The sequence below is a fragment of the Velazquezella soli genome, assembly GCF_977018685.1.
The window spans coordinates 1,243,417-1,266,781 of record NZ_CDRNXF010000004.1 but is presented as its reverse complement, the minus strand read 5'-3'; the positions used below and the strand labels follow the sequence as shown (position 1 = coordinate 1,266,781).

Sequence of the window (23,365 nt, the reverse complement as noted above, 5' to 3'; positions counted from 1 at the left end):
TCCCAAGGCCATTTTCAGGGGACTTGCGCTTTCGCAAGATCTGTTTCATTTCAAGAAGATCGAGGGCGTTTACCGGTTCCTGTGGGTATTAACCTTTCATTAAGAAACGCCTTGCGGATTTCCAGTATAAGGATCATGTTCACTTCATTCAGCGGGCCAGATGGAACTTTTTGAGCCACTTCGCCATTGCCTGAGTAAGAAAGCATTAGCAGGAATGAATTCGATGTCCGAGCAGGGATTGAACACAGTGAGTTTTGCGGGCCGCGCCGCAAGCTCTGCCCAGTTCAAGTCACTATACTCCGAAGGCATGGCCCTTGTTGAAGAGACAGCGAGCTATCTGGACGGTCAGGGTCGTGCTGCATCCAAGGTTCTGCCGCGCATGGCCTCGGTTCTGTATGCAGCTGAATCCATGCGTCTGACGACTCGCCTGATGCAGATGGCATCGTGGCTTCTGCTTCAGCGTGCCGTCAACAACGGCGAGATGAGCCGCGATCAGGTGCTTTCGGAAAAGAGCAAGGTGCGTCTCGACGGCTTTAATGTAGATCGCAATGCTCCGGGCTGGCTCGATCTGCCGGAAAGCTTCCGTGATCTTGTCGAACGCTCGCTTCGTTTGCAGAACCGCGTCGCTCTTCTGGACCGCGAAATCTATCGCGCCCCGGAAGCCGTTGTCATCTCCGACAACGAAAACAGCGTCCGCGCCCAGCAGAACCTGCTTCACACCGCATTTGGTGGCTGAGATCTGAACGTCGACAGTCCAAAGGCAGGCATTGGCCTGCCTTTTTGCGTTTGGAACTATGTAGATAGCGACGCCAGATAGGCGTTGACACCGTCACGACAGTCCAGCCGGTGTTTCGGGCCCTCGAAGGCGCTGAACATCCGGTCATGCGCCTCGAATGAATTCCAGTTGTTGTGTCGGAAGCGATAGCCCGCCACCCAAAGGAGTAGCTCTTCGAAGGACGCAACGCTTCCCCCACCCTGAAGACCGCGATGGCGAATGTTTTCGAGGCAGACGTCGTCGGCGATGTCGAGAAAAATCAGCGTCGTTGCCCGGGTGATGGCAAGGCTGGCAAGCCGGCCATAGACGCCCTCGATCAGCCAGACATCCTGTGCTGCAATCCGGCGAACGTCGTCGTCAACGACCTGCCTGTCACGGGCGATGCCGTAACGCCCCGGCTCCCAGTGGACGTCGTCCAGATGAATCGGGTGATGGCCGAGCGCCTCCCCCATCCTTCTCGCAAGCCACGTCTTACCCGATCCGCCATTGCCGAAAATGAGCACGCGGCAGAGCGGAAGCGGTAGCTTGGACAGACAGTCGGCCTTCTCCTCCATGCCTTCTAGAAAAACAAAAAAGCCCGGCTTTCGCCAGGCTTCTTTTGTCAAAATGCAAAAAGCGATTAGAGGCCGAGACCGCCGAAACGCTTGTTGAACTTGGAAACGCGGCCACCGCGGTCCAGCATCTGCTGGTTGCCGCCGGTCCAGGCCGGGTGCGACGTCGGGTCGATTTCGAGGTTCATCGTGGCGCCTTCGGTGCCCCAGGTCGAGAACGTCTCGTATTCGGTACCGTCGGTCATGACGACCTTGATCTTGTGGTAGTCGGGATGGATGCCAGCCTTCATGTCGATATTCCTGCTCTGCGAGGTCCATTCGTCGCATTGCGCGAGCAAGAACCGTCTTTAATGAATGAAGCCGCAAACCGGCGCGGTCACGGCTTCCCAATTGGATGCGGAGCCTATACAGGAAGGGCGCCGCAAGTACAAGTCCCCGAAAGGCTGAGATTCCGCTGCCCGGGGGCCATGGAGACGACATGGCCGAAAGCCGAGAAAATCAGAAGAAAAACCGCAGTCTCAAGCCGCTTTCCCGACTGCTCCCCTATCTTTCCCGCTATCGAGCCATGGTCGCCGGCGCGACTTTTTTTCTCGTCCTTGCCGCCTGCACCACACTAGCGCTGCCGCTGGCTGTCCGCCGCATGGTGGATCATGGATTCGCATCCTCCGACGGACATTTCATCAACAACTATTTTGTCATGCTGTTCGTTCTGGCGGTCCTTCTCGCGATCGCAAGCGGCATGCGCTACTATTATGTGATCACCATCGGCGAGCGCGTGGTGGCGGATCTTCGCCGTGAAGTCTTTTCGCATGTGACGCGTTTGTCTGCTTCCTTCTTCGACGTCAACCAGTCCGGCGAGATCGTCTCGCGGCTGACCGCCGATACGACCCAGATCAAGTCCGCCTTCGGTTCTGCCGCGTCCCAGGCCCTGCGCAACACCATCCTCTGTCTCGGAGCGATGGGCATGATGGTGTATACGAGCCCCAAACTCTCGGCTCTGGCACTCGGCGCCATCCCGCTGATCGTCTTTCCGCTCGTCGGCTTCGGCCGCTCGGTGCGCCGCCGGTCGCGCGCCGCACAGGACATGCTGGCCGCGACCTCGGCATATGCAGCCGAAACGATCGGCGCCACACGCACCGTTCAGGCCTTCACCGGCGAGGCTGTCGCCACCTCGCGCTACAGCGACACAGTCGAGAATGCCTTTGAGGCCGCCCGCAAGTCGATCCGCGCCCGCGCGCTTCTGACCGGCTTCGGCATCGTGCTGATCTTCGGCTCGATCGTCGGCGTCCTCTGGTACGGCGCCCAGAGCGTGCTTGCCGGCACGATGACACCGGGCACGCTCGGCCAGTTCGTGCTCTATTCGGTGATTGCGGCAAGCTCGCTCGGCACACTGTCGGAAGTCTGGGGCGAACTGTCGTCTGCAGGCGGCGCCGCCGAACGGCTGTCCGAACTGCTGGATGAAGTGTCCGCCGTGCGTGACCCGGAACACCCGAAAGCGCTCCCCTCACCCCCGCTCGGCGATGTCGCGTTCGACAGCGTCTCGTTCGCCTATCCGGCACGCGTCAGCGCCATCACGCTCAATGCGCCTTCCCTGCATGTGGCACCGGGAGAAACTGTCGCCATCGTCGGTCCCTCCGGTGCCGGCAAGAGCACGATCTTTTCGCTGCTGCTGCGCTTCTACGATCCCACAGCCGGATCGATCCGCCTCGACGGCGTCGACCTCCGCCATGCGACCCTTGAAGACATCCGCTCACGGCTTGCGATCGTACCGCAGGACGTGACGATCTTTGCAGCCTCCATCCACGACAACATCGCCTTCGGCGTCCCGAACGCGACTCGCGACGCCGTGCGTGCAGCAGCAATCGCCGCACAGGCGGACGAGTTCATCGCGAAGCTCGACAACGGCTATGACACGCTCGCCGGCGAACGCGGCATCACCCTGTCCGGCGGCCAGCGCCAGCGGATTGCTATCGCCCGCGCGATCCTGAAGGATGCTCCGGTCCTGCTGCTCGACGAAGCCACCTCGGCGCTCGATGCGGAAAGCGAAACACTGGTGCAAAAGGCGCTCGACGGTCTCATGCGCAACCGCACCACGCTCGTCATCGCCCATCGCCTTGCGACGGTGTTGAAAGCTGACCGGATCCTGGTCCTGGAAAACGGTCGCGTCGTCGAGGAAGGCACGCACCAGAGCCTGGTGGCGGCTGGCGGTCTCTATGCCAAGCTCGCGCGGCTGCAATTCCATGATCTCGAGCAAACTTCCGTCAGCGCGATCTGATGGACGCGACCCCCATCATCTCCGCAGATCTGGATAGTCTGCTCGATGACGTTCAGCAGCGCACCTTCCGGTATTTCTGGGATGGTGCTCATCCGCAGAGCGGCCTCCCTTATGACAAATGCCTTCTCGACGGCACACCCGGCATCGATGCGATCTCGATCAGCGGCACCGGCTTCGGCCTGATGGCGATCCTGGTTGCCTGCGAACGCGGCTGGATCACCAGCGACGAGGCGCTGGTTCGCATCACCACGATTGTCGAGAGCCTCGAACTGGCACCGCGCTACCACGGCGCGTTCTCTCACTTCATCAATCCCGCTACCAGCGCAATGATTCCGTTTTCGGCGCTGGATGATGGGGGCGACATCGTCGAAACGACGCTTCTCCTACAGGGCCTGATCTGCGCCCGTGAATATTTCGCGGCAGAGACCATTTCCGAGAAATCGCTGCGCACCGCGATCACCCGGCTGTTCGACGAGGTCGAGTGGACCTGGTACACCCGCGGCAAGACCGACGGCCCGATCTACTGGCACTGGAGCCCGATCAACGAGTGGGCGATGAACCTGCCGATCACCGGCTGGAATGAGGCGCTGTCAACCTATGTCTTTGCCGCCGGCTCGGACACGTTTCCGATCGATCCGCAGACCTATCACTGCGGATGGGCACGCAACGGCGCCATGAAGAACGGCGAGGAATATTTCGGCATACAGCTGCCGCTGGGCGAACCCATGGGCGGGCCGCTGTTCCTGTCGCAATATTCCTTCTGTGCACTCAATCCACGCGGCCTGTCCGATCGCTACGCCGATTACTGGCGCCAGGCGGTCGCGCATTCACGGATCAACCGCGCCTATTGCCTGACTGTGCCGGAATATGCCGCAGCCGGCGTCTGGGGGCTGACGGCATCGGAAGCCCAGGCCGGCTACGCCGCCAATTCGCCGCTGGTCGATTTCGGCGCGATTGCACCGTCTGCAGCACTGTCGAGCTTTCCTTTCGTGCCCGGCCATGCGGAAGAAGCCTTGCGCGCGCTCCTTGCCTACGAGAACGGACGGCTGGTCAACCGCTTCGGCTTCGCCGACGCGTTTGCGCCGAAGACAGGCTGGGTCGCATCGACCTACATCGCTATCGACCAGGGTCCGATCGTCGCGATGATCGAGAACCACCGCTCGGGTCTGTTGTGGAAACTGTTCATGGCCGCTCCGGAAGTTCGCCGCGGCCTCGACCGGCTGGGATTCCGCTATCCGGCCACTCCGCCTAAGCACAAAAACGCCGGCACCTGATCACTTTGCGCGTTTGAACGTCCATTTGACGACATGATCGCCGTTGCGCTTGATCTTGGTCTTCATCTTCAGCTGCACCGATTGCTCGCCGAACGCAGCCTGCGCCTCCTCGAAGGCCCGACGCGCCTGCGCCATCGCCTCGTGGTAGGCGGTATTGTCGCGGCGAGGCGTATCTGCCACCGCCTTGGCGATCGCGTCGATATCGGGCTTGCTGTAGGTCATGTCAGCGTTCGGTAAGCTTCAGTTCGATGCGGCGGTTCTGGTTTCTGGCATCCGGCGTATCGCCAGCCGCGATCGGCTGGAACTCGCCAAAGCCCGCGGCCACCAGGCGGTTGGCCGGCACGCCCTTCGAGATCAGATACTTGACCACGGACGTCGCGCGCGCAGACGAAAGCTCCCAGTTGTCGCGGTAGCGTCCGGTGCCGGAAAGCGGCGCGTTGTCCGTATGTCCGTCGACCCGCAGCACCCAGTTGATCTCGGCCGGAATTTCCTTGGCGAGATCGAGAAGTGCGGCGGCAAGCTTGTCCATCTCCACGAGACCAGCCGCATCGAGTTCGTTGCCGCCGATCGGGAAGAGAACTTCCGACTGGAACACGAACCGATCGCCGACGATGCGAATATTTTCGCGATCGGAGAGAATCTCACGCAGACGCCCGAAGAAGTCGGAGCGGTAGCGATTGAGCTCCTGTACGCGGGCCGCAAGCGCCACGTTGAGGCGACGACCAAGATCCGAAATCTGCGCCTGCGAGTTGGCGTCCTTCGTTTCCGACGCCTGCAGTGCCTGTTCGACGGCGGCGATCTGGGCCCGAAGCGCCGCGATCTGCTGGTTGAGAAGCTCGATCTGGCTCATCGCCCGGGCGCTGACCTGCCGCTCGTTGGAGAGTTCACCCGTCAGAGTGGTCACGCGGGAATTGGCCGCGTCGCTTGCACCACTGCCCTGGTTGAGAAGCTGCTGCAGCCGCGACCGGTCGCTTTCAGCAACCGCCAGCGACGATCGCAGGTTGGCGAGCTGGTCTTCGATATCCTGATTGTTGCCCTTTTCCAGCGCCAGAAGCTCTGTCAGTTCCGCGATCTGGCTGTTCAGCCGGTTCAGAACCTCGTCGCGACCGGAAATCTCGCGGGTAAGCAGAAACTGCGCCAGCACGAACACCGTCAGTAGGAACATGATCGCCATCAGAAGCGTGGTCAGCGCGTCGACGAAGCCCGGCCAGTAGTCCACGCCGTGCTGGCGGCGACGGTTCTTGCCCAGCGCCATGGTCTACTTGCTCCCGATCTTGTCGGACTGACCGATCTTGTCGGAGAGCCGGTCCAGCGTGCGCCGCAGGGCCTTGGACTCCTCCTGCTGCGCCTCGATCCAGTCACGCAGCATCTGCTGCTCGTTGCGCATGTTCTTGACCAGCCCCTGAATGCCTTCGGCAAGGTTTGCCATGGCAGCAAGCGACTTCTCGTTCTGCTGGACATCACCGCTGCCGGTTCTGCCCTGAGCCGCCGCAATCTTGCGCAGCTCGTCGGCGAGCGTCTTGAATTCGCCGGAGGAACCAGCTGAAAGCCCTGCCGCCGCAACCGGCGCGTCCGATCCCGTATCGGTCACCGATGAAAGCCAGTTTTCGAGCTCCGTATAGAAGCGGTTCTGCGCACGTCCTGCCTGGAGATCGAGGAAGCCGAGGATCAGCGAGCCTGACAGACCAAGCAACGACGACGAAAACGCCGTGCCCATGCCGGCAAGCGGCTGCGCAAGACCGGTCTTGATCGCCGACAGAATGTCATTGGAGCCGCCGGCGCCCGGATCGAGCGCACCGATGACGTCGCTGATCGAGCCGATCGTGCCGATCAGGCCCCAGAACGTGCCAAGCAGGCCGAGAAACACCAGGAGGCCGATCAGGTAACGGGACGTATCCCGAGATTCGTCGAGGCGGGTGCCGATCGAATCGAGAATGGAGCGCAAGGTTGCGGTCGAAAGCGCCGTTTTGCGGCGACCACCGATCAGCGAGCGCATCGGCGCCAGAAGTTTCGGCTCGCGGCCCACCTTGTCGACGGTGCCGGCAGCGCGGAACGAGTTGAACCAGCGCACTTCCGGAATAAGGCCGATGACCTGCAGGAAAACCAGGACGATACCAATCAACAGGACGCCGAGGATCAGACCGTTCAGACCCGGATTGGTCTGGAACGCTTGTGCGGCCTGACGGTACAGGATCGAGCAGACAAAACCGACGATGATCAGGAAGATCAGCATCGTCCAGAGGAAGGAAGCCGGGTTGGAAAGCTTTTCGGTAAAACGGCGGCGGTTAGCTTCAGTTTCGTCCAGATCGTCCACTGTCGCATTCGCCATAATAAGCCTCGCCTCTGGGTCGCGTCGCGCGGAGGCTAGAGCAAAATTGCGACGAATTGAAGTGTCGCCACGGTGCAAAGACCGGGACAAGCCGAAGTTTTTTCCTCGCCATTTCAAATGACAAGCAGCACTCCGGCCGTCACCGCATCAGCAATCAGCGCGACGGAACCGGACGATTGGAAACTTCCAGCAGCGCCTTCTGGATCAGCTCGTTGCCGGCAACAATGCTCTTGGTGCCGAACATGTCGGTCGAGCCCTTGATGTCGCTGACAAAGCCGCCCGCTTCGCGGATGAGGACGAGGCCGGCAGCGATGTCCCACGGCGAAAGACCAATTTCCCAGTGACCGTCGAAGCGACCGGCAGCGACATAGGCAAGATCAAGCGACGCAGCGCCAAGGCGACGAACGCCCGCCACTTCGCCCATCACATGGCGCAGTTCGACCAGGAACTTGCCGTGATCGCCGCGGCCGAGATGCGGCACGCCGCAACCAACCACGCAATCGGACAGGACCCGGCGTGCGGCAACGCGAATGCGACGGTCGTTCAAGAACGCGCCGCCGCCCTTTTCTGCCGTATAGAGTTCATCGGTGCCCGGGTTGAAGATCACGCCGGCGACGATTTCGCCATTGCGCTCCAGCGCGATCGACACCGCGAACTGCGGAATGCCGTGCAGGAAGTTGGTCGTGCCGTCGAGCGGATCGACGATCCAGCGATGAGCGCCGTCCGTGCCCTTCTCCTCCTGGCTTTCCTCACCGAGGAAGCCGTAGGTCGGGCGCGCCTTCATCAGCTCGTCATGGACGATCTTTTCCGCCTTGAGATCCGCCTGGGTCACGAAATCGCCCGGTCCCTTGACCGAAACCTGCAGGTTCTGAACTTCGCCGAAATCCCTGGAGAGCGACTTGCCAGCCTTGAGGGCGGCCTGAACCATGACGTTGAGAAGGGCTGAGCGGGCCATGCGGGAAATCCTGATCGTATGGTCCCGAACATGCATCAGCCGGGACGTGTCTGTGGCGAATTGTCTTGATTGGCCGGTTCAAGACCACAAAACCAAGGGAAATTCAAGTCGAAGCCGACAAACCCCGCGTGAACGGACAAAATGCGACATTGCCCGCCTGCCTGCGATCTGCCAGAACGCCGGCTATCGAGATTATAGGAGTATCGCCGTGAAGATCGCATTGCCATTCGGCATCAGCCTCGGACTTGTGGGCGTGATGACCATGCTGTCGCTGGGTCTGATCTCGGCGCTGCCGGCCGATACCCAGCTGCCGATCCACTTCACCCTGACCGGCACACCGACCAGCACGGCACCGGCCATGATCGCGCTGCTGCTTCTGCCGGCCTGCGCGCTCTTCGTGACAGCCATGTTCGCACTTGGCCCCCGCATGGGCGGCCGTATCAAGGCCTCGCCGGGCATCTACCTGATCGTCTGGCTGGTAACGCTGCTGATCCTGGCGCTTGCCCACGGCTTTATCATCCGCCACGCCCTGTTCACGCTGGCGGCGATGAAGGCAACCGCCTGACCACTCGAACTACTGGCGGTTGACTACTGGCGTCGGAAGCGGTTCGCCGCATCGATCGCCTGTCGCTGCTGCTCGTCGTTGATGCCGAGGTAGAAATCCTCAAGCGCCGCATCCTGCAACCCGGCACGCCTTGAAAGCACATACCACTTGGCGGCCTCGACCGGGTTCGGTCGTGTCCCCAGCGCCTCGATATAGAGATGCGACAGCTTGTTCTGGGCAACCACATTGCCGCGATGGGCCGCAATCCGCAGCCATTCGAAGCCCTTGTCGTAGTTGCGTTCGCCGCCGACTCCGTTGACGAACCAGATGCCCATGTCGAGCTGCGCCGTGTCGAACCCGGCCTTCGCCGCGCGCTCCAGCCAACGGCGAGCCTCGGCCTTCTTCTCCTCGGGCACGCCCTTCATGTTCACGTAGAGCTGGGCCACCGCATATTGCGCATCCGCCACGCCCTGCTTTGCCGCCCGCTCGTAAAATGGCAACGCCAGCTTGAAACCTTTGTCGCCCGGATTGTCCGACACCAGGATCTGGCCCCAGTTGAACTGCGCCGACGAATTGCCGGCTTCCGCCGCCTTGCGCATATAGTCGTCGGCCTTCTTTTTGTCGGCGGGCACGTAACGGCCGCTCATCAAAAGAAGCGAATACTGGAACATGGCGGCAGGATCGCCGCGCTCGGCAGCCTGCCCGTACCAGAAGGCCGCGGTCTTTGCGTCGCGGTTGATGCCGAGCCCCTTGCTCATCATTTCGGCGACAAGCGTCTGCGACGCCGCATCGCCGGCCGACGCACGCTTCAGTGCGACATCGAGCGCCTTGACGTACAAGCCGCGCTGAAACGCACCATAGGCCTCGTCGATCGGGCCCGTATAGGGCTTCTCCGGCGGCAGTGGCGGCAAGGTCACGCCCATGCGCTGATAGAGTTCGACACCGGCGGACGGCACGATGCCATCGGGCTGTGCACCGCGTTCGACGCCCATTGCATCCGGCGCGACCGGTCTCGTCACCACTTGACGCGACTGCGCCGCCGTCGGCCCCTCCTGCTCCACCGCACCGGGTTGCTGCACCTGCGCAATTGCCGGATGCGGCAAGACGGCCGACGCCGAAAGGCTGGCGGCAAGCATCAGGACGGTGGATGAGGCGCGACGAATCGATGGCATGGAGACCATCAAGCCTCAAACCGTGGCGCTTTTTCGTCCAGATCGGCGTTGACCAGTCGAACTGCTTCCTGCGGTCCTTCGGGATGATCGAAGACAGCCAGTCTCAAAGCCACGAATTCCGCTCCGTTTTCGGCAACCTCGAGCGCCGAGGAAATGTCCGTGCCGCCCATGGCGATACAGGGAATTTCCACCATCGAAGCCCACCATTCCGCAAGCGCGACGTTCTTCGGATGCGCCTCCGGCTTGATGTCGCCATCGAGCTTGCCGAAGAAAATATAGTCGGGGCGGCGCTCGCCCACTTCGAGCGCCGTGTGACGCTCGGATGCACCACCGGCGCCGACGATCATCTTCGGGCTGAATTTCTCGATCGTTTCTTCCAGCTCTTCCATCGAACCGGCCATATGCAGGCCATCTGCCTTGACGCGACCTGCGACGCGGCTGTCTCCGGCGATCAGCGCTGCGGCACCCGCAGCCTGGATCATCGGCACCATGAGTTCGGCGCGGTCCTGGAACGCGGTATCGTCTTCATCGTATTGCGGCAGGATCACCGAGGCGACATCGCCGCCCGCAAGCGCCTTCTCCAACCGGTCCGCCTGCGCTTTCGCATCCGCATCCTGCGGCACGATCAGCACCAGACGGCAACGCTCTTCCTGTTTCTTCATGTTTCTTCCCATGCAGCGAACCGCAACCCGGCGATCCGCACTCGTTTTCTCTTGAATGATTCGATAGACCGGAAGGATTGCGCAATCAACCGCTCATCCCATCTGCCCGCCTCAACGGTGCAAGCCTGAAGTGCCCATGCCAGACATATTTTCCTCCGATACGCTCAGCCTCGCCTTCTTTGCAGCAGCGGTGCCCGCCGTGATGCTGGTCGGGCTTTCCAAGGGCGGCATTGGCGGCGCGATCGGCCTGATGGGCATGCCGCTGATGTCGCTTGCCGTCGACCCGGTCAAAGCGGCGGCGATCTTCCTGCCGATCCTGATCCTGATGGATATCGTGGCACTCTGGTCCTGGCGCCATTTCAACGACAGAAAAACCCTGCTGATGATCCTGCCGGGCGGCGTCATCGGCATCGCGCTCGGCTGGGCGACCTCGGCCTATGTTTCGGACGACGCGTTGCGGATTGTTATTGCCGCGGCAACGATCTTCTTCGCCCTCCGTTACTTCTGGCAGGTCTACGGCCCAGCTAAGAACCGTCCCGCCGCCGCACTGCCGCATCGTCCGGCGGCCGCCACGTTCTGGGGCGCGCTGTCGGGCTATGCCAGTTTCGTGGCGCATGCCGGCGGCCCGCCCTTCCAGATCTACGTTCTGCCGATGAAGCTGGATCCTAAGAAATACACCGGGGCCAGCATCCGCTTCTTCGCCATCGTCAACGCCGTCAAGATCATCCCCTATTTCCTTCTCGGCGCATTGGGGGCCGAAAACCTGACGATCTCGGCGACATTGCTGCCGGCAGCCCTGGTCTCGACCATGCTCGGTGCCGCGATCGTCAAGCATCTGAAGTCGGAAGTGTTCTATCCGATGACCTACGCGCTCGCTCTCGTTGCCGGCGTAAAGCTTCTGTGGGACGGCCTGCCGATCTGACCGGTCCATCCGAACATCATAAAAAACCCAATTACAATAAGGCCTTCCACCGGTCGCGAGACACGAAAACGGTTGATGCTTCGTCAAGTTATGCTTAGCTTCAAACTATGACACTCGATCCGTTTTCAGCCATTGCCGACCCGAACCGGCGCCATCTCCTCGAAGAGCTGAGACGCGCGCCGAAAACCGTGAATGAACTTGCACAAGGGCTGCCGATCAGCAGGCCGGCCGTCTCGCAGCATCTGAAAGCACTGCTGGACAGCGATCTCGTGACTGTCACACCAGAGGGAACGCGGCGCATCTATGCCGTGAACGGCAGCGGCTTCACCCGGCTCAACCTGTGGCTCGACCAGTTCTGGACGTGAATTCTGGCCGCGACTGTGACGTTACGACCAGAACTGTTGCTTTTAGTCTTGGAATTTATCGTGCCGCTGTGGGCACCCTCTCACGAATGTACGTGAGGCGCGTGGCGCTTTTGATCGCCTAATGACGGGTGTCGGTCTTTAACCGCTCCACCTCGTCTTTGATGCGCAGCTTGCGGCGCTTGAGCTCTGCGATCTCACGATCGTCGGCGGATGGAGATGCGAGAACGGACTGGAGTTCCTCTTCGAGGTCGCCGTGCTTCTTTTCAAGCGATGCGATATGCGCCTGGACGGTCATGTGGCATGTTCCTTCCTTAGGTACCTGCCTTGGCACTCCTCTGAGCCAAGGCTTCAGGTTTGCAACAGAAGTGTGACACGGTTGGTCCGCTTTGTCGAAGGAGAAATCATGGTCTCTCAGCGGCAAATTCGTGGCGTCGGCTAACTTCCAGTTAACGCGGTTTGATGGTAGGAGCTTGCGGATGAAGCCGGGGTTTGCAAAAAGCCGGCGTAAAGAATGGGGACTGAGCATGCGTGATCAGGAACAGGCGGATAACCGGCTGGTACTCGCGAAACTTCGCCAGGAACACGAAGATTACGACGCCGCGATCAATGCCATGATCAAGGTCGGCTGTGAGGCTCTTCGCATCCAGCGCATGAAGAAGAAGAAGCTGGCCATCAAGGACCGGATGACCCAGATCGAAGACCAGATCATTCCCGACATCATCGCTTGAGTTCACCTTAAAAGGGCCTGGAATGTCAGAAAGACCCGCAGTCGCCATCATCATGGGCAGCCAGTCCGACTGGGAGACCATGAAGAACGCCGCCGACACGCTTGATACGCTCGACATCGGTTACGAAGCACGGATCGTCTCGGCACACCGCACGCCGGACCGGATGTACGAATTCGCCAAAAGCGCCCGCGACGAGGGCTTCAAGGTCATCATCGCCGGTGCCGGCGGCGCTGCCCACCTGCCGGGCATGACAGCGGCCCTGACGCCGCTTCCGGTGTTCGGCGTGCCCGTCCAGTCAAAGACCATGAGCGGAACCGACAGCCTTTACTCGATCGTGCAGATGCCCGCCGGCATCCCCGTCGGCACGCTGGCCATCGGCCGAGCCGGCGCGATCAATGCCGCCCTTCTTGCTGCAGCGGTGCTTGCCCTTTCCGACGATGACCTTGCCGACCGACTCGACGCCTATCGCGCGCACCACACCGCATCGGTCGCCGAATATCCCATCGACGAAGCACCCTGAGAAACATCATGACGATCCGCACCATCGGCATAATCGGCGGCGGCCAGCTCGGCCGCATGCTGGCGATCGCTGCCGCACGCCTGAACTACCGCATCATCATTCTCGAACCGCAGGCGGATTGCCCAGCCGCCCAGGTCGCGAACGAACAGATCACGGCGGCCTACGACGACAGGGCGGCGCTGGCCGATCTCGCCAGCCGCTGCGACGTCGTGACCTACGAATTTGAAAACGTACCGGTCGAGGCAGCCGAGTTCCTGCAGCAGTCGGCTCCAGTCTACCCGCCGGCCAAGGCCCTGGAAGTGGCGCAGGATAGGATTGTTGAAAAGCAGTTCCTCAACGGCTGCGGCATCGAGACCGCAAGGTTTCATTCCGTCGACAGCCAAGCCGATCTCGAAGCAGCGCTTGCAGACTTCGGCGGCAAGGGTGTCTTGAAGACCCGCCGCATGGGCTACGACGGCAAGGGCCAGCGCGTGTTCCGCTCCAGCGACGACAAGGCCGATGGCGCCTATGCGGACCTCGGCTCGGTGCCGATGGTTCTTGAAAGCTTCGTGCCCTTCGAGCGCGAAATCTCGATCATCGCCGCGCGCGCCAAGGACGGCACGGTCTCCTGCTACGATCCGGCCGAGAACATCCACCGCAACGGCATCCTTCATACCTCCACCCTGCCCGCGACCATTCCAGACACGACCGCGCAGACCGCGCGCAGTGCCGCCGAAAAGCTCCTCGCTGCCCTCGACTATGTCGGCGTGATCGGCATGGAATTTTTTGTGATGGCCGATGGCACCCTGATTGCCAACGAGATCGCACCGCGCGTGCACAATTCCGGTCATTGGACAGAGGCTGCCTGCGTGGTCTCGCAGTTCGAGCAGCATATCCGCGCGGTGGCCGGCGCAAGCCTCGGCGATCCGCGCCGTCATTCCGATTGCGTGATGACCAACCTGATCGGCGACGACATCCTCGACGTGCCCGGCTGGCTCGCGAGGACCGACGTGCTGGTCCACCTCTACGGCAAGACGGAATCCCGTCCGGGCCGGAAAATGGGCCATGTCACGGAGCTGAAGGGGCGGAAAACCCGGTCATAAAGTGCGTCACAAGGTTGACACGCATCCAGCCACGGGTTATCTGCACGCCAACCTGAGCGCGCCCCTCGTCGACAGATAGGCGGCACGCTTTCGATTGATAGAGACAAGCGGCTCTTTGAGCCCACAGACTTCTGGACCAGTACAATGAAGATCAAGAACTCGCTCAAGGCGCTGAAGGCTCGTCATCGCGATAACCGTCTGGTTCGCCGCAAGGGCCGCGTTTACATCATCAACAAGCAGAACCCGCGCTTCAAGGCCCGCCAGGGCTGATTTGCGCTGATATCGACGTTTTGTCCGGGCACGCCTGAGACGATCAAATTGTCGGTAGCGTGAAATTTCGGGTTTGACCTTCGGCGCATGCGGATTACTTTATCCGCATGCGCTATTTTCGTTCAAGCTTCGTGATCCTTGCTGTGTGTGTTGCGGTGCCTGCCTTTGCGCAGACCCTGCCCCAGCCCATGCCGCCATCCCAACCGATGCCTCCCGCTCCGCCGCTGGAAAGTCCGCAGCAGGGAGGTCCGGAAGCAGCACCAAATGCCGGCCAGCCTCTCAACGCCAGGGTCGACCCGCTATTTGCGGCGCTGAAACGTGAGCGCAATCCGGAAAAGGCGCGCGGAATCGCCACGCAGATCGCCATGAACATGGGTGAGTCGGGCAGTCCCACAGTCAATCTTCTTATGGGCTGGGCGGCCACGGCCGCCAAGGAAAAGCGCAACGCCGCCGCCCTCGACTTCCTCGACCGCGTCACTCTCATCGATCCCGCCTATATCGAAGGCTGGAACCGCCGCGCCACAATGCATTACGCGATGGGCGACCAGCGCAAGGCGATGGCCGATATTGCCGAAGTGCTGAAGCGTGAGCCTCGCCATTTCGGCGCGCTGGCCGGTCTTGCCGGAATCCTCACCGAAGCCGGACGGGACAGCCAGGCGCTGAATGCGTGGGAGCGTTATCTCGACATCTACCCCGCCGATCGCGAGGCGCAGGAGGCTGTGACCAAGCTATCCGAAAAGATCGCCGGCAACCGAACCTGATGGGCCGCCATGGGGATTGTACCTCTTATCTTGTCTCTCATCGCATTCGGCTTCGGCTTCACGGCCTGGAAGGCGAAAGCGATCGAGGCCAACCTTCCGAACGACGGTGAACTCACCGATCTCGGCGATATCCGTATCAACGCCCTTCATGTCGCAGCACCAGCCGAGGGCGACCTTCCCCCGATCGTCTTCATCCACGGCGCCAGCGGCAATCTGAAGGACCAGGAAGCAGCGTTCCGCAGACCGCTAGAAGGGCGCGCCGAAATGCTGTTCGTCGACCGTCCCGGTCACGGCTATTCCGAGCGTGGCGGCGAAGAGAACGGCTTTCCGGATGGCCAGGCCGAAACGATCGCTCGCCTCATGGATCGCTACGGCATCGAGAAGGCGATCATCGTCGGCCATTCCTTCGGGGGTGCGATCGCCACATCCTTCGCGCTCTACCATCCGGAAAAGACGGCAGGCCTGCTTCTTCTCGCGCCCGCCACCCATCCCTGGCCGGGCGGCGTCGACTGGTACTACAATCTCGCAGCCCGCCCTTATCTCGGACGCCTGTTTACCCGCTTCCTGGCGCTGCCTGCCGGGCTGGTGCTGATGGAGAAGGCAACCCATGCCGTCTTCCATCCCAACCCCCGTCCGGACCGCTACCTCGACGGCGGCGCCACCGCACTGGTGTTGCGGCCTGAGAACTTCCGCAACAACGCGATCGACGTCGCCAATCTCAACGACTACGTCACCAGGGTCGCACCGCGCTACAGCGAGATCACCGCACCGACGCTGATCATCAACGGCGACAGCGACAAGATTGTCTCGATGGATATCCATGCGAAGGCGCTGACGGCCGCCGTCGCCGGCGCCGAACTGGTCGTCATCCGCGGCCTCGGCCACAAGCCGGATTACCTCGCGACCGATCTCGCCATCGCCGGGATCGAGAAGCTTGCGGGTCACCACCGCGACCTGCAGTCCGTTGCCCGCAGGGTCGAGGCGCGACTGGCGAAAGTGGTCGACGAGCCGATGCCGGACATGGATTTCTCGATCGAAAAGACCTGAAACGACAACGGCCGCCGGATCACTCCGACGGCCGTTTTCATTTCACGCTGTTGATAGCGGGTTTAAACCCCACTCTGCCCATCTGCACCGATATAGGCGATGCGCAGCATGTTGGTGGCGCCAGGTGTGCCCAGTGGCACGCCGGCCGAGATGATGATCCGGTCGCCCGGCTTACCAAAACCTTCGGAGGCGACGATGCGGCAGGCGTTGTTGACCATGTCGTCGAGGTCAGTCGCGTCGTGGGTGACGACGCAGTGCATGCCCCAGCCGATCGACAGTCGACGCGCGGTCTTGACGCTCGGCGACAGTGCCAGGATCGGAACGTTCGGACGCTCGCGCGAAGCGCGAAGGCCTGTTGTGCCCGACGATGTGTAGGTAACGATCACGGCAAGCCGCAGCGTCTCTGCAATCTGGCGGGCAGCAAGCGAGATTGCGTCGGCACCGGTTGCTTCCGGCGTCGCGCGCTGCGCATAGATGATGCTTGGATAAAGCGGATCGTCTTCCACCTTGCGGGCAATCGACGCCATCATCGAAACGGCTTCGACCGGATACTGACCGGACGCCGATTCGGCCGACAGCATGATCGCATCGGCACCTTCGAACACGGCGATCGAGACGTCGGAAACTTCGGCGCGGGTCGGAACCGGCGCGCTGATCATCGATTCCAGCATCTGGGTCGCGACCACGACCGGCTTGCCGGCACGGCGACATGCGCGTGTCAGCTGCTTCTGGATGCCGGGGACCGCCTCGATCGGCATTTCGACGCCAAGATCGCCACGGGCCACCATGACGGCGTCGGAGAGATCGATGATCTCATCGATCCGCTCGAGTGCCTGCGGCTTTTCGATCTTAGACATGATGCCGACGCGGCCGCGGGCAATCTTGCGAACTTCGGCGAGATCTTCCGGGCGCTGAACGAAGGACAAAGCGACCCAGTCGACATCGTCGGTCTCAAGCACGGCATCGAGATCGGCGCGGTCTTTGTCGGTGAGAACGCCAACGGCGAGCAGCGTATCGGGAAGGCTAACACCCTTGCGGTCGGAAATGCCGGTGCCGGCAACGACAGTGCAGGTGATCGACGTGCCGTCAACCTTTTCGGCCCGCAGCGCCAGCTTGCCGTCATCGATCAGCAGGCGATCGCCGACCTTCACCGATTCGAGAATTTCGGGATGCGGCAGGAAGACTCGGTTCTCGTCGCCGGGAGCCTCGTTATTGTCGAGTGTAAACGTCTGGCCTGGGACCAGCGTCACCTTGGTATCGGCAAACTTGCCGACGCGCAGTTTCGGACCCTGGAGGTCGGCGAGGATGCCGATCGGGCGACCGGATTTCTTTTCGACGGAGCGAATACGCTCGATCAGCGTCCGCATCATCTCATGGCTCGAATGGCTCATGTTGATGCGGAAAAGATCCGCGCCTGCCTCGTGCAGCTTGGCAATCATCTCCTCGTCGGAGGATGCCGGGCCGAGTGTGGCAAGGATCTTAACTTTGCGGTATCGCCTCATCAATTCTGGCCTTCCTGGGATCCGGACGTGTCTGAAAGCTGGACCATCCAGCTGCCCTGACGGCCCGTGTCATATTCCTTGAAACCCATGCGCTGGAAGCCACGGGTGAAGCAGTCGTCGACGCCGACGACCTTGAACTCGTTCTCGGCGACGCACATGTTGACGCCGCCGGTCCAGCGGCCGCCGCGGGCCGCGTCCTCGGCATAGAGATAATAATAGCGGGACTGCAGCTCGCCTTCGATCAGCGTCGCGCAGGTTGATGCGGGTACCTGCCACCAGCCTTCGGTGTTCCAGCCATCCTTGGCACGGTAGCCGATCGCCACGCCGACGAGGTTCTGGGTTCCGTTGCAGACGCGGAAATCCGCAAGTGCCGGAGACGCCATCAACAGCGGCGCACTGACGCAGAGCGCGGATGCCACGGCAGGCACAGAAAACAGGGCGGAAAGATATGTTCTAAGGGATTTTTTCGACACGGTTTCCGTCAGGACTCCATGGTTATTCGTGATGCACTTTCTCGCGCGGCAGGGTTTGAAAGTCAACGCAATCTAATCGATTATATTCTGAACGCCCGCCGGGGGCCGCTTGCCTTGTCCGCGGCGACCATGGCAGGAAACGGCCGAGATATCACCGGGACAGGCTGCGCAAAACAATGGTACAAGCCCCGATGGACACAGACGACTTCCAACCGTTCGAAGTCATAGACGGCGATTATGACGGCGGGATGGTTCTTCTCGCCGACCACGCGATGAATCGCCTGCCCGCCCGCTACGGCGATCTTGGCCTGCCAGAAGACGCATTTTGGCGCCACATCGCCTTCGATATCGGCATCGAGGGACTGACCCGCCGGCTGGCCGACATTATGGACGTGCCGGCCGTGCTCGGCTGCTTTTCCCGCCTGCTGATCGATCCCAACCGCGGCGAAGACGATCCGACGCTGATCATGAAGATCTCCGACGGCGCCATCGTTTCCGGCAATCACCCGATCACCCAGGAAGAATGGGATTTTCGGCTTGCCACCTACCACCGGCCCTATCACCGCGCCGTCGAGCAGACGATTGCAAGAGCCAGCGCGTCCGGCCGGGCACCGCTTGTGCTGTCGCTGCATTCCTTCACGCCGTTCTGGCGCGACACCCCGCGGCCCTGGCATGCGGGCGTACTGTGGGATACCGACGATCGGGTCGTGGTGCCGCTGATCGAGCAGCTTCGCCTTCCCGGCGATATCGTCGTCGGCGACAACGAACCCTATGACGGCGCCTTGAAGGGCGACACGATGTACCGGCACTGCATGATCCCCGGCATTCCCCACACCCTGCTGGAAGTGCGCCAGGACCTTATCGGCGACGAGCAAGGCATCGAGGACTGGGCACAAAGACTGGCGCCGATCTTCACGACGCTCAATGCAGACCCCACATTGCACGAGTACAAAATCTTTCCGTCGCGCACCGGCCCCTACCCCGCGTGAGCGTTCAGACAAAGGAGGTCACGATGACCGAACTTTCCAAGGAACAGCAGACCGAGCTCGAGGCTGCAGCCTTCCGTCGCCTCGTGTCACATCTGCGCGAGCGGACCGACGTCCAGAACATCGATCTGATGAACATGGCCGGCTTCTGCCGAAACTGCCTGTCCAACTGGTACAAGGACGCAGCCGACGAGGCAGGCCTTGCGCTCACGAAGGATGCATCCCGCGAGATCGTCTATGGCATGCCCTACGAGGACTGGAAAAATCTGCACCAGTCGGAATCCACAGGCGCTCAAAAAGCCGCATTCGAGGGCAACAAGCCGACCCATGGCTGACGCCCACGGACAAGGCCCGCGTATTTGGGCCTTGACCTTGCCGCCGCTTTTCGGCAGGTGACAGCCAATCAACACAGATCAAGATCAGGAGGCCCCGATGTCTGATGCTCATGGCGTCGCCCGCGACCAGCTCCGCGCATTTATCGAGCGCATCGAGCGACTGGAAGAAGAGAAGAAGACCATCGCCGACGACATCAAGGATGTCTATGGCGAGGCCAAGGGCATGGGCTACGATACCAAGATCATGAAAAAGGTCATCGCCCTTCGCAAGAAGGACGATCAGGAGCGGATGGAAGAGGACCTCATCCTCGACACCTATCTGGCAGCCCTCGGCATGATCGAAAGCCCGGCCGAACAGGACGCCGCCTAAACAATTTTGAAGACGACAAGGAACCCGCCGGCAACGGCGGGTTTTTTCATGGGCGCAAGCATCGCATCTTCCTCAGAGACACTCGGAATCGGTCATGGATTATGATGTCATCGTCGTTGGCGCCGGTTTCACCGGCCTGACTGCCGCAACGCAGCTGATGAGAGCGGGCGTGAAGGTTGTTTTGCTCGAAGCGCAGGATCGCGTCGGCGGACGCGTCGAGGCGCAGGTTTTTGAGGATGGCACGGCCGTCGATGCGGGCGGACAGTTCTTTTGCCGCGACATGCCGGAAGTGGTCTCATTGGCAAGAGAGTTCGGCAGGACCTTTGTGAAGACCTATGCCGAGGGCGACACCACATACCTTCCCGAAGTCCCCCGCGGGCGGGCAGAAGCGATCTGGAACGGCGTCGATGCACTGCGCGAGACGATGATCGCGACCGATCTTTCCGATCCGGCGCTCAGAAAGCTGACGGCTTACGACTGGGCGCAGAGACAGCCGGTCGAGGACGATATACGGCAGGGGTTTCTGCGCATGGTGACAGGCCTCTGGTGCCGCGCGCCGGAGGAGATTGCCTTCACCTATCTCGCGGCAAACGACAGACGCATCACCAACACCACGTCCGAGCTCGAGCTGTTTCTCGCCGGCACGATGCATGCGCTGGCCGACGATCTTGCGGCAACTCTCGGCGATCGGCTAAGGCTTGGCACGCCTGTCAATGAGGTTGCCATTTCCGGTGGCGGCGTCACGGTGATGACCGGCACGGGAAAAATGACGGCCGCGCAGGTCGTGCTCGCAGTGCCGCCCATCATGGCGCGCCGCCTGTCGTACGCCCCAGCACTCCCGCCGCATCTGACAAGAGCACTGGATGCGTGGAGCCCTGGCATGGTCATCAAGCTCAACATCCGCTTTGAGCGACCCTTTTGGCGAGACCGGGATCTCAGCGGCATGACCATGTGGAATGATCCGCAAGGCCTGTTTGCCTGCGACGCCAGTCGCGACGGTTACGCCGGACTGATCGTCTTCGTTAGCGGACCTTTGGCGGCGACGTGGCACGACAAGCCCGCCCGTGAGCTTGAAACGTTCGTAATTGAGAAACTGGCGGAGGCGTTGGGCGACGAGGCCAGACACAGTCTGGACATTCGCATGCGTGACTGGGTCGACGACCGCTGGAGCGACGGCGCCTATAGTGACGTGATCACCAGTCTCGACGCCAACGACGCGGAAGCGACCCTGACAACCGGCATGCCGCCGGTACATTTCGCATCGTCGGAACTGTCGCCGTCTTTCCCGGGCTATGTCGAGGGGGCGATCGTCGCCGGCAAACAGGTGGCGGCCAAAGTCCTGAAACTCAGTCCTGGCCGCTGAACCGGTTGGGATCGATGGCGACGGCAGCACTCACAGGCTTGAAGCCGCTGCTGGTGTAACCGGCCGAATAATCACGATCGAGCGTCCGGCTGACCACGCGAGGCGCCTTCATCGAAACCGGGTTCTGACCTTCAGCGCGATTGTTGTTCACCGCCCATTTCGCCACCATGTCACCGGTCAAGCCGTTCTTGCCAGCTTTGGCCTGCCCCTGTGCAGTCGCAGGCTTGCCAGCGCGGCCGCTCTTGGCGGTGCCGTAGCTCGGCATGGTACCCAGCGACGCCGTTGCAGGACGCGGCGCGTCAAACCCGTCGCCGAACTGCATCTGCTTGGTGGACGGCTGAATCACCTTGGGCGAAAGAGCCGCCATCTGGCGCTGCGCAGGCGCGGCCATCGGCACCGGTGCCGACACGGCGACGGCCTGGGCTGGCGCTCTTGCTGGCGCCGCCTGCGGTGCCGGAACAACCGGCGCTTCGACGCTTCGCGACAGCGCTGCCACCAGTTCCGGCGTAAGGCTCTGCTGATCGCTCTGCGGGCGCGATGCAACGAGCGGCGCTGCTGGAGCACCCGGGCGGTGGATCGGAACTGGCACGGAGCCAAGGTTTTCGAATGGCGCCGGCTCTATGGAGGCAGTCAAGACGCTGGTTTCCGCATCACCCTTCAGCCCGCGAGGACCAAGGAGGGTCGGAACCGGAATGGCGTAACCGGACAGATCGGCGAAATTTTCAGCCCGCTGCACATCGGCTGCAGCAGCCGTCTGCATGGCAAGCGCGTCCTGCGCCGCATTGCGGGTCGGCTGATAGAGCGCCGTGGCAAGCCCACCCGGACCCGCGGTGCTGGAATCGGAACGGAAGGCCGGCCGTGACAGCGGCACAGGCGCTGCAATCGCCGGCTCGACCGGCTCAGCAGCAGCAACGAGTGTCGGTGCAGTAGGCGTCGGCGCAGTCGGCGTCGGCGCAACCCGTGCAGTCGCGACCGGTGCCTCTTCGCCATCGTCGGCAGCCGGAGCGGAACGCGGTGCTCCACGGCTGGCGACCATTGGTGCCTTCATGTCTTCGTTGTCTTCGACCTCGTCGGCACCACCGCCGCCAAACAGTGCGGCAAGGAACCCGCGACGCTTGGGTGCTTCGCCGCGGATCGAGCCGCCGGCTGTGCTGGCGATCGCAATCGAGTCAGAACCAACGCGCTTCTTGTAATCGGCGAGAGCGACCTCGTAGCCCGGCAACGGATTGCCGTCAGCCGGGAGATGCAGCGTGTTGCCCTTCGGGAAGATCTGAACCAGTTCCTTGCGGGTCATGCGCGGCCAGGCACGAACGCCGCCAACATCGAGATGCACGAAAGGGGAACCGGAAGTCGGGTAGAAGCCGACGCCGCCCACCTGCATCTGCATGGCGAGCGCCCGCAGGGTCGAGAGCTTCACGCCCGGAATGTAAAAGTCCATCGCCTTGCCGAGCATGTGCTGGCTGTTCTTCGCGACGCCGGTCTTGCGCGAGCGACCGCGCAGCATGCCGTTTGTGGTCGGCGAACGGAAAGCGGAGACGATGTGGATGGAATCGGTGGCGCCGGAGCGCTGGTAGACTTCCCAAACCAGGTCGAACAGGCGCGGATCCATCTTCGTCGGCTGGTTCTGGCGCCAGTCGCGGAGGAACTGGTTGAGCTGTGCCAGACCGCGCGGATCGAATCGTCCATTGCGCTTGTAGGTGATGGTGGCCTTCTCGCCGGTGTGGACGAAATAGAGCTTCAGGCTGCGGGTATCGCCAGCGGCCTCTGCCTCGTGCACCGAAGCTGGAAGAATCGTAAATGCGATTGCAGCAAGGGTCGACGCCACGACGAAACGCTTGGCGATCCGCTTGAAGATCGACGATCTGATCCCTGCAAGACGACCAGATCCGGCGCCAACGCGCGCCGCACGGTCATCGTCAGAGCGCACACCCGAAGGCGTTTTCTGAACTTTGAAATACGGCAAAGCGTTCCCCGTCCTGTCGACAACTACCCTCGTCGTCTCATCTGACTGCTAAATGCGGTGACAGCATGGCAAATGTGTCACACAAGCACAAGCACCTCTCGTATAGTCAATGAATTGCTAATGAGAGATTGACAAGGTTAG

The 23,365-nt window shown here is 61.6% G+C and carries 26 protein-coding genes and 2 pseudogenes; 16 read left to right on the top strand and 12 right to left on the bottom strand.

Annotated elements, in window-relative coordinates; all coding sequences use genetic code 11:
- Positions 1–223: 223 nt before the first annotated feature.
- Entirely contained in the window at positions 224–736 is a 513-nt protein-coding gene (rcdA, locus tag AC0JZ8_RS09595) for a protease adaptor protein RcdA (protein ID WP_062461855.1), read from the top strand.
- 56 nt (positions 737–792) lie between these two features.
- Here rcdA and AC0JZ8_RS09590 read toward each other — a convergent pair whose 3' ends face one another.
- Both AC0JZ8_RS09590 and rpmE read right to left on the bottom strand, forming a co-directional pair.
- The gene (locus tag AC0JZ8_RS09590; RefSeq protein WP_471892370.1) at positions 793–1,329 is read right to left on the bottom strand and encodes a P-loop NTPase family protein; all 537 of its coding nucleotides are present in this window, start codon (positions 1,327–1,329) and stop codon (positions 793–795) included.
- Positions 1,330–1,394: 65 nt separating this feature from the next.
- Complete coding sequence (gene rpmE, locus AC0JZ8_RS09585; protein WP_062460846.1) at positions 1,395–1,616, bottom strand: 50S ribosomal protein L31; 222 nt, start codon at positions 1,614–1,616, stop codon at positions 1,395–1,397.
- A gap of 188 nt (positions 1,617–1,804) precedes the next feature.
- Between rpmE and AC0JZ8_RS09580 the strand changes: the two genes are divergently transcribed.
- Entirely contained in the window at positions 1,805–3,601 is a 1,797-nt protein-coding gene (locus AC0JZ8_RS09580) for an ABC transporter transmembrane domain-containing protein (protein WP_471892369.1), read from the top strand.
- Positions 3,601–4,875 carry a glucoamylase family protein gene (locus AC0JZ8_RS09575; RefSeq protein WP_471892368.1) on the top strand — a complete coding sequence of 425 codons (1,275 nt, stop codon included), beginning with the start codon at positions 3,601–3,603 and terminating at the stop codon, positions 4,873–4,875. The genes AC0JZ8_RS09580 and AC0JZ8_RS09575 overlap by 1 nt, the downstream gene beginning before the upstream one ends.
- Here AC0JZ8_RS09575 and AC0JZ8_RS09570 read toward each other — a convergent pair whose 3' ends face one another.
- From AC0JZ8_RS09570 to AC0JZ8_RS09555, 4 genes are all read right to left on the bottom strand, one after another.
- Positions 4,876–5,097, bottom strand: a complete 222-nt coding sequence (locus AC0JZ8_RS09570; RefSeq protein ID WP_062460856.1) for a hypothetical protein — start codon at positions 5,095–5,097, stop codon at positions 4,876–4,878.
- A gap of 1 nt (position 5,098) precedes the next feature.
- Complete coding sequence (locus tag AC0JZ8_RS09565) at positions 5,099–6,130, bottom strand: peptidoglycan -binding protein (protein WP_471892367.1); 1,032 nt, start codon at positions 6,128–6,130, stop codon at positions 5,099–5,101.
- Between the two features lie 3 nt (positions 6,131–6,133).
- Positions 6,134–7,204, bottom strand: coding sequence for a hypothetical protein (locus AC0JZ8_RS09560; RefSeq protein ID WP_062460863.1), 1,071 nt, complete (start codon positions 7,202–7,204; stop codon positions 6,134–6,136).
- Positions 7,205–7,358: 154 nt separating this feature from the next.
- Positions 7,359–8,159 (bottom strand): inositol monophosphatase family protein, encoded by an 801-nt coding sequence (locus AC0JZ8_RS09555; protein ID WP_062461861.1) that lies wholly within the window; start codon positions 8,157–8,159, stop codon positions 7,359–7,361.
- A 208-nt stretch (positions 8,160–8,367) separates the two neighbouring features.
- On the opposite strand from AC0JZ8_RS09555, the gene AC0JZ8_RS09550 reads away from it, so the two are divergent.
- Complete coding sequence (locus tag AC0JZ8_RS09550; RefSeq protein ID WP_062460866.1) at positions 8,368–8,724, top strand: hypothetical protein; 357 nt, start codon at positions 8,368–8,370, stop codon at positions 8,722–8,724.
- Between the two features lie 23 nt (positions 8,725–8,747).
- Here the strand turns inward: AC0JZ8_RS09550 and AC0JZ8_RS09545 are convergent, their stop codons facing one another.
- Complete coding sequence (locus AC0JZ8_RS09545) at positions 8,748–9,875, bottom strand: tetratricopeptide repeat protein (RefSeq protein ID WP_062461864.1); 1,128 nt, start codon at positions 9,873–9,875, stop codon at positions 8,748–8,750.
- 8 nt (positions 9,876–9,883) lie between these two features.
- Complete coding sequence (locus tag AC0JZ8_RS09540) at positions 9,884–10,537, bottom strand: thiamine phosphate synthase (RefSeq protein WP_062460869.1); 654 nt, start codon at positions 10,535–10,537, stop codon at positions 9,884–9,886.
- A 136-nt stretch (positions 10,538–10,673) separates the two neighbouring features.
- Here AC0JZ8_RS09540 and AC0JZ8_RS09535 point away from each other — a divergent pair, with 136 nt between their 5' ends.
- Both AC0JZ8_RS09535 and AC0JZ8_RS09530 read left to right on the top strand, forming a co-directional pair.
- Complete coding sequence (locus AC0JZ8_RS09535) at positions 10,674–11,459, top strand: sulfite exporter TauE/SafE family protein (protein WP_113167687.1); 786 nt, start codon at positions 10,674–10,676, stop codon at positions 11,457–11,459.
- 107 nt (positions 11,460–11,566) lie between these two features.
- The gene (locus AC0JZ8_RS09530) at positions 11,567–11,824 is read left to right on the top strand and encodes an ArsR/SmtB family transcription factor (protein ID WP_062460875.1); all 258 of its coding nucleotides are present in this window, start codon (positions 11,567–11,569) and stop codon (positions 11,822–11,824) included.
- Positions 11,825–11,942: 118 nt separating this feature from the next.
- On the opposite strand, the gene AC0JZ8_RS09525 is transcribed toward AC0JZ8_RS09530, so the two are convergent.
- Positions 11,943–12,119 (bottom strand): YdcH family protein, encoded by a 177-nt coding sequence (locus tag AC0JZ8_RS09525; RefSeq protein WP_082471995.1) that lies wholly within the window; start codon positions 12,117–12,119, stop codon positions 11,943–11,945.
- Positions 12,120–12,348: 229 nt separating this feature from the next.
- Here AC0JZ8_RS09525 and AC0JZ8_RS09520 point away from each other — a divergent pair, with 229 nt between their 5' ends.
- The 6 genes from AC0JZ8_RS09520 to AC0JZ8_RS09495 all read left to right on the top strand — a co-directional run bounded on the left by AC0JZ8_RS09520 (position 12,349) and on the right by AC0JZ8_RS09495 (position 16,232).
- The gene (locus AC0JZ8_RS09520; RefSeq protein ID WP_062461867.1) at positions 12,349–12,552 is read left to right on the top strand and encodes a YdcH family protein; all 204 of its coding nucleotides are present in this window, start codon (positions 12,349–12,351) and stop codon (positions 12,550–12,552) included.
- A gap of 22 nt (positions 12,553–12,574) precedes the next feature.
- Positions 12,575–13,072, top strand: a complete 498-nt coding sequence (gene purE / locus AC0JZ8_RS09515) for a 5-(carboxyamino)imidazole ribonucleotide mutase (protein WP_062582383.1) — start codon at positions 12,575–12,577, stop codon at positions 13,070–13,072.
- Between the two features lie 8 nt (positions 13,073–13,080).
- On the top strand, positions 13,081–14,154 hold the full coding sequence (locus AC0JZ8_RS09510; RefSeq protein ID WP_471892366.1) for a 5-(carboxyamino)imidazole ribonucleotide synthase: 1,074 nt from the start codon (positions 13,081–13,083) through the stop codon (positions 14,152–14,154).
- 144 nt (positions 14,155–14,298) lie between these two features.
- Positions 14,299–14,424: a type B 50S ribosomal protein L36 gene (gene ykgO, locus AC0JZ8_RS09505; protein ID WP_003497670.1), complete on the top strand. Its 126-nt coding sequence runs from the start codon at positions 14,299–14,301 to the stop codon at positions 14,422–14,424.
- Positions 14,425–14,531: 107 nt separating this feature from the next.
- Positions 14,532–15,185, top strand: coding sequence for a tetratricopeptide repeat protein (locus AC0JZ8_RS09500; RefSeq protein ID WP_471892365.1), 654 nt, complete (start codon positions 14,532–14,534; stop codon positions 15,183–15,185).
- A gap of 9 nt (positions 15,186–15,194) precedes the next feature.
- The gene (locus tag AC0JZ8_RS09495; RefSeq protein WP_174196138.1) at positions 15,195–16,232 is read left to right on the top strand and encodes an alpha/beta fold hydrolase; all 1,038 of its coding nucleotides are present in this window, start codon (positions 15,195–15,197) and stop codon (positions 16,230–16,232) included.
- Between the two features lie 62 nt (positions 16,233–16,294).
- Here the strand turns inward: AC0JZ8_RS09495 and pyk are convergent, their stop codons facing one another.
- Both pyk and AC0JZ8_RS09485 read right to left on the bottom strand, forming a co-directional pair.
- Positions 16,295–17,734 carry a pyruvate kinase gene (gene pyk / locus AC0JZ8_RS09490; protein ID WP_062460890.1) on the bottom strand — a complete coding sequence of 480 codons (1,440 nt, stop codon included), beginning with the start codon at positions 17,732–17,734 and terminating at the stop codon, positions 16,295–16,297.
- Positions 17,734–18,108, bottom strand: a pseudogene (locus AC0JZ8_RS09485) (DUF1036 domain-containing protein); the annotation flags it as partial. The pseudogene AC0JZ8_RS09485 and the gene pyk, both read right to left, overlap by 1 nt.
- A gap of 290 nt (positions 18,109–18,398) precedes the next feature.
- Here AC0JZ8_RS09485 and AC0JZ8_RS09480 point away from each other — a divergent pair.
- The 4 genes and pseudogenes from AC0JZ8_RS09480 to AC0JZ8_RS09465 form a co-directional block, all read left to right on the top strand.
- Positions 18,399–19,196, top strand: a complete 798-nt coding sequence (locus tag AC0JZ8_RS09480; protein WP_471892364.1) for an N-formylglutamate amidohydrolase — start codon at positions 18,399–18,401, stop codon at positions 19,194–19,196.
- Positions 19,197–19,219: 23 nt separating this feature from the next.
- On the top strand, positions 19,220–19,528 hold the full coding sequence (locus tag AC0JZ8_RS09475) for a DUF1244 domain-containing protein (protein ID WP_113167692.1): 309 nt from the start codon (positions 19,220–19,222) through the stop codon (positions 19,526–19,528).
- A 97-nt stretch (positions 19,529–19,625) separates the two neighbouring features.
- Complete coding sequence (locus AC0JZ8_RS09470) at positions 19,626–19,898, top strand: DUF2312 domain-containing protein (protein WP_062460899.1); 273 nt, start codon at positions 19,626–19,628, stop codon at positions 19,896–19,898.
- 85 nt (positions 19,899–19,983) lie between these two features.
- Positions 19,984–21,261 (top strand): annotated as a pseudogene (locus AC0JZ8_RS09465) (flavin monoamine oxidase family protein); the annotation flags it as partial.
- On the opposite strand, the gene AC0JZ8_RS09460 reads toward AC0JZ8_RS09465, so the two are convergent.
- Entirely contained in the window at positions 21,245–23,224 is a 1,980-nt protein-coding gene (locus AC0JZ8_RS09460) for a peptidoglycan L,D-endopeptidase MepK (RefSeq protein ID WP_180215466.1), read from the bottom strand. The pseudogene AC0JZ8_RS09465 and the gene AC0JZ8_RS09460 overlap by 17 nt on opposite strands.
- Positions 23,225–23,365: the final 141 nt, after the last annotated feature.

Excerpts from the sequence above, each read along its gene's own strand:
- rcdA (WP_062461855.1), top strand. The coding sequence starts at position 224 with ATGTCCGAGCAGGGATTGAACACAGTGAGTTTTGCGGGCCGCGCCGCA.
- AC0JZ8_RS09590 (WP_471892370.1), bottom strand. The coding sequence starts at position 1,329 with ATGGAGGAGAAGGCCGACTGTCTGTCCAAGCTACCGCTTCCGCTCTGC.
- rpmE (WP_062460846.1), bottom strand. The coding sequence starts at position 1,616 with ATGAAGGCTGGCATCCATCCCGACTACCACAAGATCAAGGTCGTCATG.
- AC0JZ8_RS09580 (WP_471892369.1), top strand. The coding sequence starts at position 1,805 with ATGGCCGAAAGCCGAGAAAATCAGAAGAAAAACCGCAGTCTCAAGCCG.
- AC0JZ8_RS09575 (WP_471892368.1), top strand. The coding sequence starts at position 3,601 with ATGGACGCGACCCCCATCATCTCCGCAGATCTGGATAGTCTGCTCGAT.
- AC0JZ8_RS09570 (WP_062460856.1), bottom strand. The coding sequence starts at position 5,097 with ATGACCTACAGCAAGCCCGATATCGACGCGATCGCCAAGGCGGTGGCA.
- AC0JZ8_RS09565 (WP_471892367.1), bottom strand. The coding sequence starts at position 6,130 with ATGGCGCTGGGCAAGAACCGTCGCCGCCAGCACGGCGTGGACTACTGG.
- AC0JZ8_RS09560 (WP_062460863.1), bottom strand. The coding sequence starts at position 7,204 with ATGGCGAATGCGACAGTGGACGATCTGGACGAAACTGAAGCTAACCGC.
- AC0JZ8_RS09555 (WP_062461861.1), bottom strand. The coding sequence starts at position 8,159 with ATGGCCCGCTCAGCCCTTCTCAACGTCATGGTTCAGGCCGCCCTCAAG.
- AC0JZ8_RS09545 (WP_062461864.1), bottom strand. The coding sequence starts at position 9,875 with ATGCCATCGATTCGTCGCGCCTCATCCACCGTCCTGATGCTTGCCGCC.
- AC0JZ8_RS09540 (WP_062460869.1), bottom strand. The coding sequence starts at position 10,537 with ATGAAGAAACAGGAAGAGCGTTGCCGTCTGGTGCTGATCGTGCCGCAG.
- AC0JZ8_RS09535 (WP_113167687.1), top strand. The coding sequence starts at position 10,674 with ATGCCAGACATATTTTCCTCCGATACGCTCAGCCTCGCCTTCTTTGCA.
- AC0JZ8_RS09530 (WP_062460875.1), top strand. The coding sequence starts at position 11,567 with ATGACACTCGATCCGTTTTCAGCCATTGCCGACCCGAACCGGCGCCAT.
- AC0JZ8_RS09525 (WP_082471995.1), bottom strand. The coding sequence starts at position 12,119 with ATGACCGTCCAGGCGCATATCGCATCGCTTGAAAAGAAGCACGGCGAC.
- AC0JZ8_RS09520 (WP_062461867.1), top strand. The coding sequence starts at position 12,349 with ATGCGTGATCAGGAACAGGCGGATAACCGGCTGGTACTCGCGAAACTT.
- purE (WP_062582383.1), top strand. The coding sequence starts at position 12,575 with ATGTCAGAAAGACCCGCAGTCGCCATCATCATGGGCAGCCAGTCCGAC.
- AC0JZ8_RS09510 (WP_471892366.1), top strand. The coding sequence starts at position 13,081 with ATGACGATCCGCACCATCGGCATAATCGGCGGCGGCCAGCTCGGCCGC.
- ykgO (WP_003497670.1), top strand. The coding sequence starts at position 14,299 with ATGAAGATCAAGAACTCGCTCAAGGCGCTGAAGGCTCGTCATCGCGAT.
- AC0JZ8_RS09500 (WP_471892365.1), top strand. The coding sequence starts at position 14,532 with ATGCGCTATTTTCGTTCAAGCTTCGTGATCCTTGCTGTGTGTGTTGCG.
- AC0JZ8_RS09495 (WP_174196138.1), top strand. The coding sequence starts at position 15,195 with ATGGGGATTGTACCTCTTATCTTGTCTCTCATCGCATTCGGCTTCGGC.
- pyk (WP_062460890.1), bottom strand. The coding sequence starts at position 17,734 with ATGAGGCGATACCGCAAAGTTAAGATCCTTGCCACACTCGGCCCGGCA.
- AC0JZ8_RS09480 (WP_471892364.1), top strand. The coding sequence starts at position 18,399 with ATGGACACAGACGACTTCCAACCGTTCGAAGTCATAGACGGCGATTAT.
- AC0JZ8_RS09475 (WP_113167692.1), top strand. The coding sequence starts at position 19,220 with ATGACCGAACTTTCCAAGGAACAGCAGACCGAGCTCGAGGCTGCAGCC.
- AC0JZ8_RS09470 (WP_062460899.1), top strand. The coding sequence starts at position 19,626 with ATGTCTGATGCTCATGGCGTCGCCCGCGACCAGCTCCGCGCATTTATC.